This is a genomic window from Citricoccus sp. GCM10030269, from assembly GCF_042665635.1.
Classification (GTDB): domain Bacteria; phylum Actinomycetota; class Actinomycetes; order Actinomycetales; family Micrococcaceae; genus Citricoccus.
Genome location: NZ_JBHTCV010000002.1, coordinates 346,756 through 365,564, shown reverse-complemented (window position 1 = coordinate 365,564; position 18,809 = coordinate 346,756). Strand labels below are relative to the sequence as shown.

The following is an 18,809-nucleotide window of genomic DNA, read 5'->3' as shown; positions in this document are numbered from 1 at the left end:
GGGTCCTGTCCATGGGTTCCCTGGCCCTCGGCGCCGCACTGCTCGCGGGGTGCTCCACCGGGCCGGCCGGCGGTTCTGACCCTGAGTCCAGCAGCTCCACGGGCACCGGCAGCACCGGCACCTCGAACGCGGACTTTCCCCGCACGGTGGAACACGTCTACGGCACCACCGAGATCCCAGAGCAGCCCGAGCGCGTGGCCACGGTCTCCTGGGTGAACCAAGACGTCGCTCTGGCGCTCGGCGTCGTTCCGGTGGGCATGGCCGCCACTGAGTTCGGGGGCAATGCGGAGCAGTCCACGGACTGGTTCGACGCCGCCCTGGAGGAAGCGGGCGGGGAAGCCCCGGAAACCTATTCCGAGGCCGACGGCATCAACTTCCAGGCCCTGGCCGCCACCGAACCGGACATCATCCTGGCCGCCTATTCCGGCCTCACGCAGGAGGAGTATGACAAGCTCTCCGAGATCGCCCCGGTGGTGGCCTACCCGGAGGATGTCCCGCCATTCGGCACCTCGTGGCAGGACTCCACCCGCATGATCGGCGAGGCCCTCGGCAAGGAGGACGAGGCCGAACAGGTAGTCTCCGACGTCGAGGCCCAGGTCGAGGCGACCGCCGAGGAGTACCCGGCCCTGGCCGGCAGCACGTTCCTGTGGGGCACCGTGGACCCGGCCGCGGCCGACCAGATCTACCTGTTCACCGAGATCGACAATCGACCCAAGTTCCTGTCCTCCCTGGGCATGGAGCCCGCGCCCGTGTTGACGGAGAACGCTCCGGAAAACGGCGAGTTCTTCATCACCTGGTCCCCCGAGCGGGCCGACGAACTCGAATCGGACATTCTGTTGTCCTTCGCCGCCGATGACTCCGTCCGCGACGCCATCGAATCCGATCCGCTGCTATCCAAGATCCCGGCCGTGCAGAATGACACCCTCGTTCTGCAGACGGATCAACAGAAGACCCTCTCCATCTCAGCTGCCTCGCCCCTGTCCATCCCGTGGGCCTTGGACCACGTGGTCCCGGACATCGCCGCCGCGGCCGAGAAAGCAGAACAGGCTGCCGGCGCCAACTAAGGCCTCCTCATGAGCCTCCTCCTCCACCAGCCCTCCGAGCCCGCATCGGACACGGCCTCGGACTCCACGGCGGAACCGGCACCGGCACGACGCCGGCCGGTCACCTTCCTGGTGCTGCCGGTGGTCGTGCTCGTGGTGCTGTGCCTGGCAGCCCTGGCTTTCGGGGCCCGGAATGTGGACCCGGCCACCACTCTGGAGGCTTTGGGGGCATTCCTCTCCGGCCGGGGAGCCGAGGCGGCGGCGGACATCGACTCCGCGGCAGCGCTGTCCCGGATTCCCCGGACGCTGACGGCGGTGCTGGTCGGAGCTGCCCTGGCCGTTTCCGGTGTGGCCCTCCAGGGCGCAACGCGCAACCCGCTGGGCGATTCGGGACTGCTCGGGCTGACCGCCGGCGCCTCCCTGGCCGTCGCCCTCGGACTGGGCCTCGGCATGCCCTCGGGCCTGGCGGGAGTGATGGTGCTGGCGATCCTCGGAACGCTCCTGGCCGCCGTCGTGGTCTATACCGTGGCTGCTGCCGCATCCCGGATGGGCGGCACGGGCGGGGCTCCCGGCCCGCTGTCACTGGTGCTGGCCGGCGCGGCCGTGACGGCCGGCTGCACGGCGGCAACCAATGCCCTGCTGATCCTCTCCCCCGCCGTGCTGGAACGCTTCCGCTTCTGGACCGTCGGTTCGGTCGCGCGGACTTCCTTGGAGGATGCCGCCTGGCTCGCACCGGTGATCGCGATCGGCATTCTGGTGGTGCTGTTGGCCGCCCCCGGGCTCGACGCACTCGCCTTGGGTGACGAGCTCGCGCACGGCCTCGGCTCCCGGCCCGAACGCCTCCGGATGGTCCTGCTCGGCGCGACCGTCCTACTCACCGCCGCCGCCACGGCACTCGCCGGGCCCGTGGTGTTCGTCGGCCTGCTCGTGCCCCATGCCCTACGCCGCTTCCGCCCGGCCTCCACGCGGGTGCTCGTGGCCGGGTGTGCCCTGTGGGGAGCCGTGCTGGTCGTCGCGGCCGACCTGGCGGGACGGCTCGTGATCGCTCCCCAGGAAATCCATGTGGGCGTGAGCACCGTGATCATCGGCGTGCCCGTGCTGTTGTTGTTGCTGCGTCGCAAGGCGGTGTCCCTATGACCGCTCCGCTCAGCCCGCCCGTCGGGTCTCCCGTGCAGGCACCGGAGAAGGCACCGGCGAATGCACGGATGAGCACCGTGCCGACTCCGGACGGCAGGATAGAGACGTCACCCTCAGCGCTGACCGCCGTGCGTTCCCTGCACGCCGCATCACGACGCCGGCTGCTCGCCGCCGCGTTCGGGCTCACCGTGGTCCTGATGCTGGTGATGGGTGTGCGCGTACTGCTGGGCCACTACACCGTGACCATCCCGGACTTCGTCGCCATCCTCGGCGGCGAGACCATCCCCGGCGCCTCCTTCATCGTGATGCAGGAGAAACTGCCGCGCGCGGTGGCCGGCGCTCTGGCCGGGGCGGCCTTCGGCGCCTCCGGCGCCCTGTTCCGCCGTACCCTGCGCAACCCGCTGGCCAGCCCGGACATCATCGGCGTGACCCAGGGGGCCGCCGTCGCCGCCGTCGCCGTCCTGGCCCTCGGTGGCTCCCGCGGAATGGAGATGGCCATGGCCGCTCTGGTCGGCGGGTTGGCCGCCATCGCCGTGGTGCTCGGCTTCTCGACCGCGGGTGGTCGCACCTCGGGGGCCCGTTCCGGAGCCGCGTCCGGCTCGGGCGGACTGGCGGGCGCCCTGGGCGGGGCGACGTTCATCGTGGCCGGCATCGCCGTAGCCGCCCTGTGTCAGGCCGTGCTCTCCGGTGCGATGCTCGCCCTGTCTCAGCACGACCTGCAGGCCGCCGCCGTCTGGACCGCCGGTTCGCTCAACGCTGTGACCTGGGAGCGCATCACCCTGTTGGCGGTCATGATGCTGGTGATGATGCCGATCGGCGCGATGCTCCACGCCCGGTTGGCGCCCGCCGACCTCGGCGGGGAGTTCGCCCACGGGCTCGGCTCCCGGCCCGGACGAACCGGCATGGGCTCCCTGGTGGTCGGAGCCCTCCTGGCGGCAGCGGCGACGGCGGCGACCGGACCACTGGCCTTCGTCGCCCTGCTCTCCACCCCGGTGGCCCGGGGCCTGACCGGTGGGCGTCCCTCGCTGCCGGTCTCGGCCCTGTGCGGTGCGGTGATCGTGGTGCTGGCGGATTTCGTGGCGGCCGAGGCCCTGGGCGGGACGAGGTTGCCGACGGGCGTGCTGACCGGTGCGGCCGGTGCTCCTTTGATGCTGTGGCTCCTGGTGCGAACTGGACGGAAGGCATGAGATGACTCTTCAGACCGATCAAGCGGACCAAGCCGGCCCGTCCTCGGCCCGCGCGGCGGGCCGGGGCGGAGCCACCGAAGGCACCGGCGACGCCGTCGCCGCCGGAGACGGCGCTGACGTGGACGCGAGCCCGTCGGTGGCCGTGCGTCTGCGCGGGGCGACGCTCGGATATGGGGGACATCCCGTCGTCGGGCCGGAGCAACCCGTGGACCTGGACCTGCCCGCGGGCAAGACCACGGCGATTATCGGAGCCAACGGCTGCGGGAAGTCGACGCTCCTGCGCGGGCTGACGCGGCAACTGCCGTTGACGAGCGGGTCGCTGGATGTCTTCGGCCGGTCCACGGAGGGCTGGGGCTCCCGCAGCTACGCTCGCACGGTGGCCCTGTTGCCGCAGTCTCCCGTGGTGCCGGAGGGGATGACCGTGGAGCAGCTCGTCGACCGCGGGCGCCATCCGCATCGCGGCTGGTTCGGTGCTCGCTCGGCCCAGGACACCCGGGCCATCGCCCAGGCGCTCGAACTCGCGGACCTGGTGAGTCTGGCCGGGCGGGACGTCGCGGAGCTCTCCGGCGGCCAGCGGCAGCGGGCTTGGTTGGCCCTCGTGCTCGCCCAGCAGACGCCGGTGGTGCTGCTGGATGAGCCGACGTCCTACCTGGATTTGTCTCACCAGGTGGAGTTGATGGACCTGATCAAGGCCTTGCCCGACCCGACGGGAACGCGGCCGCGGGCCACGGTGGTGGCGGTGCTGCATGAGCTGAACCTGGCCGGCCGGTCTGCCGACCACATCGTCGCGATGGCCGGTGGCCAGATCGTCGCCCAAGGGTCGCCGCGGGAGGTCCTCACCCCGGAGAACCTGCACGCGATCTACGGACTGGACGCCGACGTCGTGCATGATCCTTTGCTGGGACACCCGGTGGTCCTGCCGCGGACGCAGTCCGATCGGGCTGCTGGGCTGTCTCACGGGCCGGTTGCCGGACCGGCTGCGGGACCGTCCCCGAAGCACTCGTGAGCCTCCGGTGAGCGTGCGGCCCGACTTCTCGCGGAAAGCAGAACTGGCGGGCACGCTGGTGCGGCTCGTGCCCGCGCGTCGGGAACACGCCGCCGTGCTGCATCCGCTGCTGGCGGATCCCGAGGTGGCGCGTCTCACGGGCTCGGTGCACTCCACCGAGGCCGCCGCCGATGTGCCGTGGACGGTGGAGCAGGTGACGGAGATCTATGACCGATGGTCACGCGCCGAGGACCGCATCGTGTGGGTCATCGAGGACATCGCCACGGGAGAGGTGGTCGGGGAGTCGGTGCTCCACGAGCTCGACTCCGGCAATCTCTCCTGCGGATTCCGCATCTGGATCTCCGGTGCACGGGACCGTGGACTGGGCAGCGAGTCGGTGGAACTCACCTTGCGCCATGCCTTCGAAGAGCAGGGACTGCACCGGGTGGGTCTAGAGGTGTACGCCTTCAATCCCCGGGCCCGCCGCGTCTACGAGAAGGCCGGGTTCGTGCTGGAGGGGACCCTCCGCCAGGCGCTGCTCTTCGACGGCGAATGGATCGATGCCCACGTGATGGGGATTCTCGCCCACGAGTGGAGAGCCCGTCAGCGCACGTAGGCGCTCTAAGGCTTCCGCCGAGGCCGTGCCGGGCGGGACACTGTCTGCCATGGCACACGGAGACATCACCCATGTAGACATCCCAGTATCCGACCCCCGGCGGGCAGCCGACTTCTACGGCACTCTGTTCGGCTGGAACATCGAGACCCTTCCCGGCTTCGAGGACTACCCGATGTGGCAAGCACCCAACCAGGTCAGCGGCGGCGGGCTCGCGCCGCGCAGCGAGGACTTCACCCAGCCACGGTCCACCGTCGAGGTCGATTCCATCGACGAGACGCTGGCGCAGGTCACCGAGCTCGGTGGCGAGGTCATCGCACCCAAGTCCCCCATCACGGACACCAGCTGGTGGGCCGTTTTCCGCGACCTGGACGGCAATGAGATCGGGCTCTACGAAGGCACCACCACCGTCTGACGACTTATATGACGCCGATTCCGCCGCGAGCCGAGAGCCTGGAGTTCGGCGGGGTCCGGGTGCAACAGTGGACGCAACAGAAAGGACCAGATATGGCGAATTACCTGATCATCGGCGGACACGGAAAGATCGCTCTGCTCACCGCACCCCTGTTGACTCGAGAAGGGCACATCGTCACCTCGGTCATTCGCAATCCGGATCAGACGGCTGACGTCGAGGCAGCGGGCGCGAAGGCCCTGGTGCTGGATGTGGAGAACGCGTCCCAGGATGAACTGGCCGATGCTTTCGCCGGACAAGACGCCATCGTGTGGTCCGCCGGCGCCGGCGGCGGCAATCCGGATCGGACGTACGCCGTGGACCGGGACGCCGCGATCCGTTCCATGGACGCCGCTGAACAGGCCGGTGTGAAGCGCTACGTGATGGTCTCCTACCAGGGAGCCAGCACGCAGCACGGCGTTCCCGAGGACAACTCCTTCTTCCCCTACGCCGAAGCCAAGGGAGCCGCCGACGAGCATCTGCGGAACTCCGGACTCGACTGGACCATTCTCGGCCCTGGCAAACTCACCCTGAACGAGCCGTCCGGGCGGATTGCCGTCGGTTCCGGGGCCGGTGAGGCCGGTCTCCGTGACACCTCACGCGGCAACGTGGCGCAGGCCATCCGCGTGGCCTTGGAGACGGAGAGTTCCATGGGGCAGCAGATCGAGTTCGTGGATGGTGACGAACCGATCGTCGCCGCCTTCGCTCAGCTCTGACCTGCTCAGCTCTGACCCACTCACCTCTGGCGGCCGTGGCCCGCCGAGTCCTCGCGAGGCCGGCTCCGACGGGGCCCGAGCACACTCCCAGCAAGCGCCAACCCAGCGGCGAGACCGAACACGGCCGGCAGACTGCTCAGATCGGCGAGGCCGCCCAGCACCGGACTGGCCGCAGCCTGACCGATGGCGATGAAGAGAAAGGCCAGGCCGACCCCCTTGGCGGGTTCGTGCTCGAAGATCCGAGTGCTCCAGACCAGGAGCAGTCCGGTCAGAGCGATGTACACGCCGCCGAACACCCCATTGGCGATCAGGGCCGCGGCGCCATGCTGCGGAGACACCGCCAGAAGCCCGGAGGCGCCGCCCAGGATGATCATCAGCCCCGTCCACACCGGGCGGATGCCGAACCGGTCGGTCAGTTGGCCGGCGGCGGCGCCGAACAGTCCGCAGGCGCCCAGCACGATCCACGCCACCGTGGACAGGACCTGACCATGACCGCCTGCGGAGGACAGGAGTTCTTGCCCGAAGGTCCAGTTGGCCGCGCTGGCCGCGCCCATCACCCCGGCCGCCGCGAGCAACCGCACGGCTCCCCGCGGCAGCTTCACCAGGTTGCCGAGGGCTGATAACCCACCCTGATCCGACCCCGCTGGCGTTGATGACTCAGGAGTCCCCGGCCGTTGGGCTTGGGTTCCGGGTTCCCGCACACTCGGCACCGTGACGGCGATCCAGACGGTCACGGCGGCCGAGAGCACGGCGAAGGCCGCCCAGGCCAGCCGCCACTGATCTTGAGCCATCAGCGCGATGGGGCCGGACACCATCACACCGGCACCGGTGCCGGCGTTGACCACCGTCTGCAGGCTATTGCGAGCCGCCGGTTTCACCCGATGCGCGATCGCGTGGGCCAGTGGGGGCGAGGCCACTCCAGTGCTCGAACCGGCGATCATCACGCCCACGGCCAGCACGAGTGCACCCGGAGCTAGAGCAATCAGAGCGGTGCCGAGAGTGGCCAGAATCCCGGCAGCCGTGGCGACGACGCGGGCACCCCAGCGCGGGGTCAGAGAGGTGGCGAGCAAGATGCCGAGGCAGTAGGCGCCATAACTGCCGGAAGCGATCGCACCCGTCGTCGCCGCATCCAGATCGAAGGCCGCGCCAAACGCCGGCACGAACAGTCCGTAGGCAAAGCGAGCGAGGCCGTAGCAGGCCGCAATAAGGCACAGGCCGGCCGCCCCCAAACGAACAGCCTGACCTCGCGACAGCATGCTCGCCTCGGCCGGGGTACGGGGGACGCCATGGGCGGTCCCGCTGGGCGGGCTGGCGTGGACGATGCCCGTGCCCTCGGTGGCGTCAGTCATACAGTCTCCTCACCAGCGCTCCGGTACGGCGCCAAGAATCAGTCGGTCGACTTCACCGATCTGTGAAGTCACCGCTGACCCTATGTACACTGGTCTGTGAAGTCAACTGCAGGGACGTCGATATCGAGGCAGAGCCATGAGTGATCAGGAAGATCCGCGCGGGCAGGTCGAGGACCACGTCCGTCTGACGCCGGGTGCCCTACGGATCCTCACGGCAGCGTCCACACTGTTCTACGAGCAGGGCATTCACGCCGTGGGCGTGGACACCATCGCGGCCGAATCGGGCGTGACGAAGCGGACGCTCTATGACCGATTCGGATCCAAGGAGGCTCTGGTGACCTCTTACCTTCGCCAGCGGCACGACCAGTGGTGGGCTCGGTGCCAACAGCGGCTGGAGACGGCCGAAGCGCCGCGGGCCCTCACCCTGTTCGATTCCTACCTCGCCGACGTTCCTTTGTCCGGACGGGGATGCGCCTTCCTCAACGCCGCCGCGGAGCTTCCGGAGGATCATCCCGGATACGAGGTCATCCGCTCTCACAAGCAGTTCGTACGGGCGCGGCTGGCGGAACTCATCGCCGAGGATGGGGAGAGCACCCAGCCGGAACGCCTCGCTGAGCATCTGTTCCTGCTGCTGGAGGGGGCCGTCGCTCACCGAGGCATCGACGGCACGGCCGAGCGCCTTCAGCGGGCCCGTGCCATGGCGGAAGATCTCCTGGCCAACCGGACCAGCAGCTGATCCACCGCCCACAGGACCGCCGAAACCGCGAAGAAGAACGCCAGGATGGAGACCATGTACACGGCGACCCCGCCGTAGCCCATGCGCGGCACGTCCAGGATCGTGTACGGATACCAGTCGAGGAACGGGCCGCGCGCCAGAGTGAACACGAGCCACGCGAGGGGCACCGAGGAGGCCAGGCCGATCCGCTTCCACGTGACCTGCCCGTGCGGATCGAACACCAGCCACACCAGCGGGGTCAGGAGGGGAGCGAGAACATGCTGGATGGTGTCATTGACCTGCTCCACCCGGGTCAGCGGATCCGCGTCCCGCAGCAATACGTTGAACACCACGCCCGTGACCACGATGCACACCACCGCCGCGATACGCAGCGCCTGGAACACGTCCGAGGTCCGGTGTACCCGGATAGCCAGCAGCAGCGAGGTCAGCCCGACGAGGAAGTTGGATAAGAACGTGAAGTAACTGGGCTGATTGACCAGATGCTCCCAGCCGCCCTCGAACACCCCCGCGTAGCCGGCGTTCTCCGGCAGACCCGAGTCCTTCCACGAGCCGATATAGAACGAGAGTCCGTTGCCCGTGAAGGACAGCAGGGCAGCGAGAGCGAACACCACACGCCCGACGCCGGCCCACCACCGCGGCACGGTCGGCACCTCCGGCTCGGTGCCAGACCCGGAGGCGACGGCCACCGGAGTCAGTCCTGGTGCAGGCAGATGATGTTGCCGACGGTGTCGTTGATCAGGGCGTCGGTTCCGCCGTACTCCTGCTTCTCCGGCTCGGAGATGACCTCGGCCCCGCGGGAGCGGATCTGCTCGAACTCCTCGTTCCCGCCGGTCAAAGTCAGGGCGAAGGCCGGCTTGCCGGCCAGGCGGTGCTCGTCCTGGTAGGACTTCGCGGCACCCTCCGCGAGGCCCAGGACCAAGGAGGCGCCGCCGTCGGGCCCCGGAGCGCGAAGTGACAACCAGCGGAAGTCCCCGCTGGAGTAGTCCGTCTCCACCTCAAGGCCGAGGACCTCGGTATAGAAGGTCTTGGCAGCGTCCTGGTCGTTGACGAGCAGATGAGCCTGATCGATCTTCATGGTTGCCTCTCGACGAGTGGGTGATGGCTGGTGTCTCGGCTGACATCGCCGTGAAGAGTCACCGTTGAATCCGTGCCCAGTATGGCCCGACCCACCTAGTCTGGGGAAGGGCGGCGCAGGTCAGCGCAGGTCGGATCGCAACGGAGGAAACACATGAGAATCGGCATCGTGATCGGATCAATCCGTGAGGGGCGCATCGGCGAGTCCGTGGGTCAGTGGGTGGCCGAGCGCGCGCGATCGCACGAGGACGGCGCCGACGTCGAGTGGTCGGTGCTGGACCTCAAGGAGTTCAACCTGCCCCTGCTCACCAATGAGAACTGGGCCGACGAGGAGGATGGTCCGGCGGAGGTGCACCGATGGCGGGATGCGGTGGCCGCGTGTGATGGTTTCGTGTTCGTCTCGCCCGAGTACAACCGCAACATCCCGGGTGCGTTCAAGAACGCCTACGACCTGCTCAACAAGCCGTGGATCGACAAGTCCCTCGCCATCGTGGCCTATGGCGGTCTCGGCGGTGTCCGGGCGAACGAAGCATGGCGGGTCACGGCCGCGGCGTACAACATGCACGTGGTGGGCAGCTCGGTGAACCTGGTCCGTCGAGTCGACTTCGCGGGCGGCGAACTGGCCCTCGACGAACACCACGACCGCTCCTTGGACCGGGTCCTGAAGCGGCTGATCGGCCTGACACGCAAGCTCACCGCCTGAACCGCGAATTCACCGGCTGAGGCAGCGGCCGGCTCACGTTTCAGGCCTGTCGGCCCGTCCTCGCCAGGACCTTCGCCTGCCGGGAGGCATCCTCCGGCACGTCCACCGGATCACCAAAGATCCCGGGTGCATAGGCGGCCCGTCCGTAGCCGTCGACGGCTACGTCGACCTCGGCCATTTCCTCTCCGGAGAGCTGGTGGTCCATTCCCTGCGATGTCGCGATGTCCCAACGGTGGACGATCAGGTCCATGCCGTAGAAGTCGATCAGCACCTGACCGATGGTCGAGTCCCCGAAGGGAGTCTCCATCGGCGTCGAGACGAAAGCCTCATCCCGGACGATCTCAGCCAGGGCAGCAGCATGGGCCTTCCACTGCTCCGCGGGGTTGCCCGAGCCGAGCGGAATCTCGCGGCCATGCCGGGCCATGAAGTCCCGGTGAGTCTGCATCAGATGGTCCAGCACGTCGGCGGCGCTCCAGCCCTCGCACGGACTGGCCGCGTTCCAGTCCGTGACGGAGCCGACGACGTCGGTCAGGGGTTCGGTGTGGCGGTCCCAGGATTCGGAGAGTTCGCTCATGGGGACATGGTGCACGAGGTGCGGGGTCTCGCGGTAGAGGTGGCGACGACCCCGCACCCGGTGCTTCTCACGCGGTGAGCGTCATCTGCTTCTCGCCGATGACCGCCGGTAGCAGCTCCCGCCAGGGCCCAACGTCGGCAAACATCCGTGCCATGATGTTCAAGGCTGCCTCATGTTCCGTCTCGGGCGCGGACACACAGTCCGACGCGACGAACATCTCGAAGTCACGCTGGTGACCGGAACGCACCGTTGATTCCACGCAGATACTCGTGACCACGCCCGTGACCAGCAGGCGCTTCACGCCCAGGGCACGCAGCACCACCTCCAGATCGGTGTAGAGGAACGCGTCATAGCGGTTCTTGTCGATGATGTTGTCTCCGGGCATCGGCTGCACATCATCATGGACGTCTCCGTCCCAAGAGCCTTTGACCAGCGGTGGAGGGTCCAGCGGGATATCTCTGCGGTTGCGTTCTGGCATGTCGATGAAGTCGGCACGGTAGACGTGGCGAGTGTAGATCACCGGAAGCCCGGCCCTTCTCGCCTCCTCCAGCAGCGCCGCATTCTCGGCAATGACCTGTGGGGTGTTGGGTTGGCCCAACCCCGCCTGAGGGAGCGATCCCTCGGGATGGACAAAGCCGTTCTGCATGTCGATGACGAGTACTGCAGTGGACATGGTGTTTCCTTTCACGCCGCGTTTGCGGCAATCGGTGGCACCTCAAGGTGCCATGCGGTTTCGCGCTGGAAGGCATCTCCGGCTCTCAGCACGGTCGCTTCGTCGAACGGACGACCGGCCAATTGCATGGCCAAGGGCGTCCCGTGTTCGCCGAAGCCGATCGGCACGCTCAGAACGGGGTTCCCTGTCAGGTCCCAATAGGGCGTGTTCAGCGTGGGAAACCACGACATGCGGTCATCAAGGTCGCTGAACGCCAGAGCACCGGTGAACATGGTCGGGGTCATCACCAGATCGACGTGCTCGAAGAGCCGGCTGGCCTCGCGGTGGATGACCCGGCGTGCGCGTTGAGCTTGTACGTAGTCCGCCGCCGTCAGACGAGTTCCGCTGCCGAAGGACAAGCGATTGGCAACGGTGTAGTCGGCCAGTCGAGTCCGAGTGTCCACGCGGTGATAGGCACCGGACTCCCCTGCATTGATCGTCATCATCGCTGTGGTCGCTGCCTCATAGTGCGGCAGTTGGACCTCGGTGATCGTGGCTCCTCGACGCTCGAGAGCCAACACGGCATCGTCGAGCAAAGCGCGCAGATGCGAGTCGGGGTTCACCTGGTCAAATCCGCTGGTCAGATCGACTCCGATACTCAGCCCTGCCAGATCCCCGGTGAGTGCAGCCTCGTAGGCAACGACGGGGGCATCGATCGCGCTGCGGTCACTGGGATGGTGTCCAGCCATGGCCGAGAGCATGATTGCGCTGTCTCGAGCACTCCTGGTCATCGGACCGATGTGGTCGAGGCTGTAACCGAGCGGCACACATCCGGATTTGGGCACCCTGCCGAAGGTCGGCATCAGTCCGGTGATCCCGCAGTACGAAGCCGGAATTCTGATACTGCCAGCGGTGTCGGTACCGAGGGCGCCGAGCACCGAGCCGGTGGCCACGGCGCTTCCGGAGCCGGAACTCGAGCCTCCGGCCCACCGGTCCAGGGCCCACGGGTTGCGCGGGATGGGGAACGGATGCTCCGGGTCCGGAACGGCACAGGCGAACTCCATGGTGGTCAGCTTCCCGGTGGGAATGGCGCCCGCGGAGCGCAGTCTCTCCACCACCACGGCGTCACCTCGGCCCCATTCCCGGTCCAGAACCAGACTCTGTGCGGTGGTTTGACCTTCTGCAGTGGTGATGATGTCTTTGATTCCCACCGGGATTCCGGCCAGCGGCCCCGGGTCTAGGCCGGCTTCGCGCTGTCGATCAACGCGGGAGGCGGCGTCCAGAGCTTGTTCCCGGAACTCCGAGATGTACATGCCCACGTCGCCGTCCAGAGCATCGGAGACGCCGAAACAGCGCTCCATCAACTCCACGCTGGTGAGTTCGCCCTTCCGCAATGCCTCCAGGGCGGTGGAGATCGTCAATGGCGTGGTGATGCTGGGGGCCAACGTCATACCAACACCTCTTCTGCTGCCGATCCGGCCAGAGACTCCGGCACACGTTCATGCCATGTCGTCTGCCGTTGGAAACTGTCGGCGGCTCGGAGCACCAGTGCTTCGTCAAAAGGTCTGGCAGCGATCTGCATTCCCAAGGGAAGACCGCTGGAGGAGAATCCCATCGGCACGGAGATGACCGGATTGCCCACCACGTTCCAGTAGGGCGTGTAGACCCGGTCCATCCGTCCCCGCAGGCTCCCGGTGACCATGCTGTTGAGGTCGTCGTAGGACGGCGCCCCCAGCCCAGCAGTCGGGGTGACCACCAGGTCGACTCGGTCGAACACTTCCCCGATCGCCTTCCGACCTACTGTGCGGGCTCGCTGTGCCTGCACGTAGTCCGCTGCACCGTAGAAGGCTCCCGACGAGATCATCAGCCTCGTGGCCCGGCCGTAGTCGGTCCATCGCTTCTGGAGGTCAGGCCGGTGGTACGCCAGCGCCTCGGAGAACATGATGATCAGGTTCGCCGTGGTCATCTCGTGGTACAGCGGCAGCTCGATCTCCTGGATCGAGGCGCCCCGGGCTTCCAGGTCAGCCACCGCCTGAAGGAACGTTCCTTCCAGGGCGGGGTCCTCCGGGGTGCTGCTGGTCCAGCCGAGCCGGTCGACACCGATGGTCACCCCAGTCAGGTCCCCCGTGAGCTCTGCGGTGTAGTCGGTCGTCGGCGCATCGATCGAGGTCAGGTCACTCTCGTCATGCCCGGCGAGCGCCGTCATCATGATGGCGCAGTCCTCCGCCGTGCGGGCCATCGGGCCGATGTGGTCGAGGCTGTAACCCAGCGGCACGCAGCCGGATTTAGGTACTCTGCCGAGAGTTCCCATCAGTCCGGTGATGCCGCAATAGGCCGCAGGGATGCGAATGCTCCCGGCCGTGTCGGTACCCAGAGCTCCCAGTACTGAACCGCTGGCCACGCTGCTGCCCGAACCAGAGCTGGAACCACCGGTCCAGTGCTCGGGGTTCCAGGGGTTTCTCGGCAAGGGGAACGGCTTCTCCTCGTCGGGCAGCCCGATCGCGAACTCCATGGTGGTCAGTTTTCCGGTGACGATCCCGCCGGCAGCCTTGAGGCGCCGGATCACGACGGCGTCTCCGTCACCCCACGCGCGGTCCAGCACCAGACTCTGGGCTGTAGTGGCGCCCTCTGCGGTGCTGATGATGTCCTTGATGCCCAGGGGAATTCCGGCCAGCGGACCGGGATCCTCACCCTGGCTGAGCGCTTGGTCGGTAGCGGAAGCCTGCGCGAGGGCTTGTTCCTCGTAGGAGGACAGGAACATACCGAGCTGCTCGTTGAGACCGCGAGAGAGGCCCAGGGAGTCTTCAACCAGTTCGACGGCTGTGGTCTCCCCGGCCCGGAGGGCTTTCGCGGCTGCTGCGATGGTGGGGTATTTCATGATGTCTCCGTTCAGATCCGGGGGTCGAACGTCACGGCCGGCTCTTCGTACCGGACGCCGGACAAGGTGTAGAGCTCGTCGACGGCGACCCGGTTGGCGGGGTATGCCGCCACCATGTGCCCGATCTCCTCTTCGGTCGGCGAAATGTGGTGGGCTGCGAGCAATGAACGGACGATGGTCTCGTCGTCGGGATGGGGCAGATGGGTCTGGTTTTGCATGGGATCCTCCTGATGTGCCGGGCATGGTGCTGACCGGAAAAGTCGTGGGCGGTGGTTGGAAGTAGTGGCGGTGGACGCCTGCGGTTGGCGCCGCCGTCAGGTGGGCTGCGGTGAATGCTCGCGCTTCACGTGGGCGTAGAAGGCCTGCTGGTCGCTGCGCGTTCTCAGCAGGCCGAACGTGAAGGGCTTGCCCGCGCGGTCGAAGATGACTCTCTCCATCCCCAGGACGGCGAATCCCGGTTCGACGTCCAACAGCTCGGCGGTGCCGTGGTCCGCCGGAACGGCGTCGATGACGATGTCGCTGCCCGAGTAGTCGATCCCGGCATCCCGGAGCAGCTGGTACCAGTTGGTCGAGAATGGCGTCGCGAGAATGGCCGAGGCGTGAGGTTGACGAACATAGTTCGTGTAGATCGCGATCGGTTGGCCATGCTTGAAGCCGACGAACTCGTACCTCAGGCACTCGGTGCCGGGCGTCTCCTCCAACTTCGAGGCGACGAAACTCGACATCCGTATCCACCGCACGTCGACGATGTCGGTGCTGGTGTAGGTCGGCAGCTGATCGCCGTCGCCGAATCCGTGGATCTGCGTCAGCCTGAACGCTCGGCGCTGGGCGACCACCAAAGTTCCGGTGCCCGGAATCCGATCCAGCACATTCTGGCGGCACAACGCCTGCAGAGCGCTCCTGATCACGCTGCGGGAGACTGAATACGCCTCCATGAGGTCGCTCTCTGAAGGGAGCACCGTGTCATAGCAGCCGCGCATCACGTCGGCCCGCAGCAAGTCCCGCGTCCAACGCGCCTGGTGCTGCCTCTTGCGAACGACCGTGTCGAGAGCCGAGATCACGTCTAAGCCCTCGGCTCGAGCACGGCGTCCAGCAAGGACCGGGTGACCTCGCTGCCCGGGTCGCGGAGCAGTTCGTCCACGGACCCCTGCTCTGCGAACTGACCGTTGTAGAGAACTCCGGCGGTGTCGCACATGTGCTCGACCAGCGCCAGATGGTGCGTGATGAGCAGCATGGTGAGCCCGCGTTCGGCCTGCAGATCCTTGAGCAGATTCAGCACCTGAGCCTGTACCGAGACGTCCAGCGCAGCGGTCGGCTCATCGAGCACCAAAAACTTGGGGTTCGTCGTCAGAGCGCGGGCGATACCCAAGCGCTGACGCTGACCGCCGGAGAACTCGTGGATGTACCGGTCGTAGTGACTCGGCTCCATGCCGACCTGCTCCAGAAGATCGAGCACCCGCGTCTTGTCCTCGCCCCGGCGCACCAGGTTGAACCGACGCAGCGGTGCCCCGACTTGCGTACCGACCGGGAGCCGAGGGTTGAAGGCCGAACCGGAATCCTGAAAGACGACCTGGACCCGCTGCCGGAGCCGCCGGAACTCCTCCTTCGACAACGTGGCCGTGTCCGTGCCGTCAATGATGACCTGGCCCGACGTCGGTTCCTCCAGGCCGAGAATGATGCGCCCCGTGGTGCTTTTCCCGGACCCGGACTCCCCGATCAGTCCAAAGGTCTCGCCACGCTTGATCGAGAACGAGATGCCGTCGAGAGCGACCACGTCAGCCGACGTCCGCCACCCGCTGGAGACACTGAACACCTTCCTCAGTTCCCGGACCTCCAGATAGCGAGACTCTGGGGGTGAGTGTTTGGTCGCCTGATCTGTCATGTGGTCTGTCACCTGCTGTGTCATGCGGAGATCTCCTCGAAGACGTGCAGTCGCCGCTCGGCCCGGGGTACCGATCTCATCGAGTCCTCGAGGTCAAGCTTGGGAACAGAGTTGATCAGCGACTGCGTGTACGGATGTTCGGGGGCCGTCAACATCGCGTGCGCCGGGCCGTCTTCGACGATCCGCCCCTTACGCATCACCGTGACGGTCTGACACAGGTGCGAGACGACTCCGAAGTCGTGCGTCACCATGAGAATCCCAGTACCGAGCTTCTGGTTGATCTCCAGCAGCAGGTCGAGAATCTGCTTCTGCACGGTGGCGTCCAGGGCCGTGGTCGGCTCGTCGGCCAGTAACAACCGGGGTCGCCCCGCCAGTGCCATAGCGATGACCACGCGTTGTCGCTGACCTCCCGAGAGCTGGTGCTGATAGGCGCGCAGTTTCTGTTCCGGATCCGGCATGGCGACCAACCGGAAGGTGTCCAGGGCCTGATCCTTCGCCTCCTGCTTCGAGACGTTCTGGTGCCGCCGGATGACCTCGACCAGTTGTGCACCGACGGTGAAAGAGGGATCCAGAGCGCTCAAGGCGTTCTGAGAGACCAGTCCGATCTCCCGGCCGCGGACCGTGCCCATCTCCTTGCTCGACAGCTCGAGCAGGTTTTTTCCCTCGAACAGGATTTCGCCCGAAGAGATCCGCGCGCGTCGCGTGCCCAGCAACTGCAGAATCGTCATCGAGGTGACGCTCTTCCCCGACCCCGATTCGCCGACAAGGCCTCGGATCTCACCCTCCCCCATGGACAGGTTGACGTTCTGCACGGCGTGGACGATGCCGCCATCGGTGTGGAAATCCACACTCAAGTTTTTGATCTCCAGCATGGGTGGCACCTTCCTCACATCGTCTGCTTGCGTGGATCCAGGGCGTCCCGGACTCCGTCGCCGATCAGGTTGAACGCGAGCGCGACCATCAGGATGGCCAGCCCCGGAATGGTCGCCACGTGAGGGAAGCCCCACAGAAGCACCGACTGCCCGTCCGCCGTCATGACGCCCCAGTCGGGGGTCGGCGGAGAGATGCCGATGCCCAGAAAGCTCAGTCCTGCGGCCACGACGATCATCAGACCGCTGAGGGTGGTGGCATAGACAAGCACTGGCGAGATGACGTTCGGTAGCAGTTCCTTGAACAGAATCTCGGGCGTCGTCGCTCCGCCGGCCTTGGAGGCCTCAATGTACTCCCGGGACGATTCCTGCACCGTCGCGGTGTAGGCCACTCGGGCCATGTACGGGATGAGCGTCAGCCCGATGGCGATCATCACGTTGCCCATACCCGAACCGAGTACCGCAGCGACGGCAATCGCGAACAACACCATGGGAAAGGCGAACAGGACGTCCATCAAGCGCATCAGGGCGTCCCCCAGCCGGCCCTTGGAGTAGCCGGCGAGCAGGCCGATCATTAACGAGACGGGGATGACGACGAGCACGGGAATCAAGGCCACGGCCAACGTGTTCCTGGCGCCGAAGAGCAGTCGGGACAGAATGTCCCGTCCCTGTCCGTCCAGACCGAGGGGGTGCCCCGGCGTTCCGATGCCCGCGAGGCGCTGCGAGGAGTCACCGGCGATCGGTGAATACGGTGCCAGCACTGGCGCGAACACGGCCACCACGAAGACCAGCAGCAAGAGACAGGCTGCCACGACGGCGACTCGATCTCGCAAGAATGCTCGGTACGCCAGTCGGATTCTGCCGGGCCGCCGGGGAACCGCTGCTGGCGCCGCCGTCGTGGATTCTGCGGACCGCGCTGGGTTGGAGGACTGTGAGGCTCCGGCGGCTCCAGCGGCCGAGCTGGCCGTTGTGACGGGTTGGGTGGTGTCCAGGACTGTCATGTCGCACTCCTTTTCCTTGTCCGCGGGTCGAGCAGACCGACGGACACATCAGCTAGCAGGTTGACGATTACGAAGGCCAGAGCGATGAACAGGACTCCGGCCTGGACCATGGGCATGTCGTTCTGGGTGATGGAGACGTAGAGCTGATTGCCCAGGCCCGGCCAGGCGAAGACGACCTCCACGAAGATCACGCCGCCGAGCAGGTAGCCGATCTGCAGACCGATGACGTTGACGATCGGGGGCAAGGCATTGCGCACCGCGTGCTTCCAGAGGATGCTCGCCTCGGAGAGGCCGGAGGCACGCAGTGTCTTCATGTAGTCCTGCTCGAGGATGTCAACCACCACGCTGCGCGTCATCCGGGCGAGCACCGCCATCGGGACCAAAGCCGCCGTCACGGCAGGTAGGAGGAGATGGTGAAGCAGGTCCGGGATTCCACCCGGACTCCTCGTGTTGTACATCCCCGAGGTGGGGAACCAGCCCAATTGCAGGGCGAAGAATCCCACCACGAGCAAACCGAGCCAATACGCCGGCAGACTGGCCCCGGTCAGGGAGGCGAACATCGCAATCCGGTCGAACCACCCGTATTGCCTCCGAGCCGCGATGATGCCCAGGGGAATGCCGACCACCAGGGCGATCACCAGAGCGGCCCCGGCCAGGATGAGAGTGTTCTCGAAGCGGGGAAGCAGGAGGTCGACCACGGGCTGTTTGACCGTGAGCGACCGACCCAGGTCTCCCGTGCCGAGTCCCGCAAGGTAGTTGAGGAACTGGACCACGAGTGGATCGTTGAGACCCAGCTCCTGACGTACTGCCTGGATGTCGGCCTCGCTGGCACCCGCCCCCAGAATGGTGCGAGCGGGGTCTCCTGGAATGAGTTGGAGCATCAGAAAGACGATCAGCACCACTCCCAGGAGAACCAGGAGAGTTGAACCGATGCGGCGTGCGATAGCGGTGAACATGAA

At 66.6% G+C, this 18,809-nt stretch carries 22 protein-coding genes; 9 read left to right on the top strand and 13 right to left on the bottom strand.

Going from position 1 to position 18,809, the window contains the following annotated elements:
• Positions 1-11 precede the first annotated feature (11 nt).
• From ACFQQD_RS04805 to ACFQQD_RS04775, 7 genes are all read left to right on the top strand, one after another.
• The gene (locus tag ACFQQD_RS04805; RefSeq protein WP_378087522.1) at positions 12-1,064 is read left to right on the top strand and encodes an iron-siderophore ABC transporter substrate-binding protein; all 1,053 of its coding nucleotides are present in this window, start codon (positions 12-14) and stop codon (positions 1,062-1,064) included.
• A gap of 9 nt (positions 1,065-1,073) precedes the next feature.
• Positions 1,074-2,180 carry a FecCD family ABC transporter permease gene (locus tag ACFQQD_RS04800; RefSeq protein WP_378086774.1) on the top strand — a complete coding sequence of 369 codons (1,107 nt, stop codon included), beginning with the start codon at positions 1,074-1,076 and terminating at the stop codon, positions 2,178-2,180.
• The gene (locus ACFQQD_RS04795; protein ID WP_378086772.1) at positions 2,177-3,367 is read left to right on the top strand and encodes a FecCD family ABC transporter permease; all 1,191 of its coding nucleotides are present in this window, start codon (positions 2,177-2,179) and stop codon (positions 3,365-3,367) included. Before ACFQQD_RS04800 ends, ACFQQD_RS04795 begins: the two co-directional genes overlap by 4 nt.
• 1 nt (position 3,368) lies before the next feature.
• Complete coding sequence (locus ACFQQD_RS04790) at positions 3,369-4,373, top strand: ABC transporter ATP-binding protein (protein ID WP_378086770.1); 1,005 nt, start codon at positions 3,369-3,371, stop codon at positions 4,371-4,373.
• A gap of 7 nt (positions 4,374-4,380) precedes the next feature.
• Complete coding sequence (locus ACFQQD_RS04785; RefSeq protein WP_378086767.1) at positions 4,381-4,968, top strand: GNAT family N-acetyltransferase; 588 nt, start codon at positions 4,381-4,383, stop codon at positions 4,966-4,968.
• Between the two features lie 49 nt (positions 4,969-5,017).
• Positions 5,018-5,380 carry a VOC family protein gene (locus ACFQQD_RS04780; RefSeq protein ID WP_378086765.1) on the top strand — a complete coding sequence of 121 codons (363 nt, stop codon included), beginning with the start codon at positions 5,018-5,020 and terminating at the stop codon, positions 5,378-5,380.
• A 92-nt stretch (positions 5,381-5,472) separates the two neighbouring features.
• A complete protein-coding gene (locus tag ACFQQD_RS04775; protein ID WP_378086763.1) occupies positions 5,473-6,132 on the top strand; it encodes an SDR family oxidoreductase in 660 nt (219 codons plus the stop codon).
• Positions 6,133-6,152: 20 nt separating this feature from the next.
• Here ACFQQD_RS04775 and ACFQQD_RS04770 read toward each other — a convergent pair whose 3' ends face one another.
• Positions 6,153-7,481 carry an MFS transporter gene (locus ACFQQD_RS04770; protein ID WP_378086761.1) on the bottom strand — a complete coding sequence of 443 codons (1,329 nt, stop codon included), beginning with the start codon at positions 7,479-7,481 and terminating at the stop codon, positions 6,153-6,155.
• A 136-nt stretch (positions 7,482-7,617) separates the two neighbouring features.
• Between ACFQQD_RS04770 and ACFQQD_RS04765 the strand changes: the two genes are divergently transcribed.
• Positions 7,618-8,217, top strand: a complete 600-nt coding sequence (locus tag ACFQQD_RS04765) for a TetR/AcrR family transcriptional regulator (RefSeq protein ID WP_378086759.1) — start codon at positions 7,618-7,620, stop codon at positions 8,215-8,217.
• On the opposite strand, the gene ACFQQD_RS04760 is transcribed toward ACFQQD_RS04765, so the two are convergent.
• Together ACFQQD_RS04760 and ACFQQD_RS04755 are read right to left on the bottom strand one after the other, a co-directional pair.
• Positions 8,163-8,903 carry a Pr6Pr family membrane protein gene (locus ACFQQD_RS04760; protein ID WP_378086757.1) on the bottom strand — a complete coding sequence of 247 codons (741 nt, stop codon included), beginning with the start codon at positions 8,901-8,903 and terminating at the stop codon, positions 8,163-8,165. The genes ACFQQD_RS04765 and ACFQQD_RS04760 overlap by 55 nt on opposite strands.
• A 5-nt stretch (positions 8,904-8,908) precedes the next feature.
• Positions 8,909-9,292, bottom strand: a complete 384-nt coding sequence (locus tag ACFQQD_RS04755; protein ID WP_378086755.1) for a VOC family protein — start codon at positions 9,290-9,292, stop codon at positions 8,909-8,911.
• 153 nt (positions 9,293-9,445) lie between these two features.
• Here ACFQQD_RS04755 and ACFQQD_RS04750 point away from each other — a divergent pair, with 153 nt between their 5' ends.
• Positions 9,446-9,994, top strand: coding sequence for an NADPH-dependent FMN reductase (locus tag ACFQQD_RS04750; protein ID WP_378086753.1), 549 nt, complete (start codon positions 9,446-9,448; stop codon positions 9,992-9,994).
• A 40-nt stretch (positions 9,995-10,034) separates the two neighbouring features.
• On the opposite strand, the gene ACFQQD_RS04745 is transcribed toward ACFQQD_RS04750, so the two are convergent.
• From ACFQQD_RS04745 to ACFQQD_RS04700, 10 genes are all read right to left on the bottom strand, one after another.
• Positions 10,035-10,568, bottom strand: coding sequence for a maleylpyruvate isomerase family mycothiol-dependent enzyme (locus tag ACFQQD_RS04745; RefSeq protein ID WP_378086751.1), 534 nt, complete (start codon positions 10,566-10,568; stop codon positions 10,035-10,037).
• Positions 10,569-10,635: 67 nt separating this feature from the next.
• Positions 10,636-11,241, bottom strand: a complete 606-nt coding sequence (locus ACFQQD_RS04740; protein ID WP_378086749.1) for a cysteine hydrolase family protein — start codon at positions 11,239-11,241, stop codon at positions 10,636-10,638.
• Between the two features lie 11 nt (positions 11,242-11,252).
• Positions 11,253-12,671 carry an amidase gene (locus ACFQQD_RS04735; protein WP_378086747.1) on the bottom strand — a complete coding sequence of 473 codons (1,419 nt, stop codon included), beginning with the start codon at positions 12,669-12,671 and terminating at the stop codon, positions 11,253-11,255.
• On the bottom strand, positions 12,668-14,098 hold the full coding sequence (locus ACFQQD_RS04730) for an amidase (protein ID WP_378086744.1): 1,431 nt from the start codon (positions 14,096-14,098) through the stop codon (positions 12,668-12,670). The genes ACFQQD_RS04735 and ACFQQD_RS04730 overlap by 4 nt, the downstream gene beginning before the upstream one ends.
• 11 nt (positions 14,099-14,109) lie before the next feature.
• Positions 14,110-14,316: a hypothetical protein gene (locus ACFQQD_RS04725; protein ID WP_378086742.1), complete on the bottom strand. Its 207-nt coding sequence runs from the start codon at positions 14,314-14,316 to the stop codon at positions 14,110-14,112.
• Positions 14,317-14,412: 96 nt separating this feature from the next.
• Positions 14,413-15,159: a GntR family transcriptional regulator gene (locus tag ACFQQD_RS04720; protein WP_378086740.1), complete on the bottom strand. Its 747-nt coding sequence runs from the start codon at positions 15,157-15,159 to the stop codon at positions 14,413-14,415.
• Positions 15,160-15,161: 2 nt separating this feature from the next.
• A complete protein-coding gene (locus ACFQQD_RS04715) occupies positions 15,162-16,004 on the bottom strand; it encodes an ATP-binding cassette domain-containing protein (RefSeq protein WP_378086738.1) in 843 nt (280 codons plus the stop codon).
• Complete coding sequence (locus tag ACFQQD_RS04710; protein ID WP_378086736.1) at positions 16,001-16,852, bottom strand: ABC transporter ATP-binding protein; 852 nt, start codon at positions 16,850-16,852, stop codon at positions 16,001-16,003. Before ACFQQD_RS04710 ends, ACFQQD_RS04715 begins: the two co-directional genes overlap by 4 nt.
• A 14-nt stretch (positions 16,853-16,866) precedes the next feature.
• Complete coding sequence (locus ACFQQD_RS04705; protein ID WP_378086734.1) at positions 16,867-17,850, bottom strand: ABC transporter permease; 984 nt, start codon at positions 17,848-17,850, stop codon at positions 16,867-16,869.
• The gene (locus ACFQQD_RS04700; protein ID WP_378086731.1) at positions 17,847-18,806 is read right to left on the bottom strand and encodes an ABC transporter permease; all 960 of its coding nucleotides are present in this window, start codon (positions 18,804-18,806) and stop codon (positions 17,847-17,849) included. The genes ACFQQD_RS04705 and ACFQQD_RS04700 overlap by 4 nt, the downstream gene beginning before the upstream one ends.
• Between the last annotated feature and the right edge of the window lie 3 nt (positions 18,807-18,809).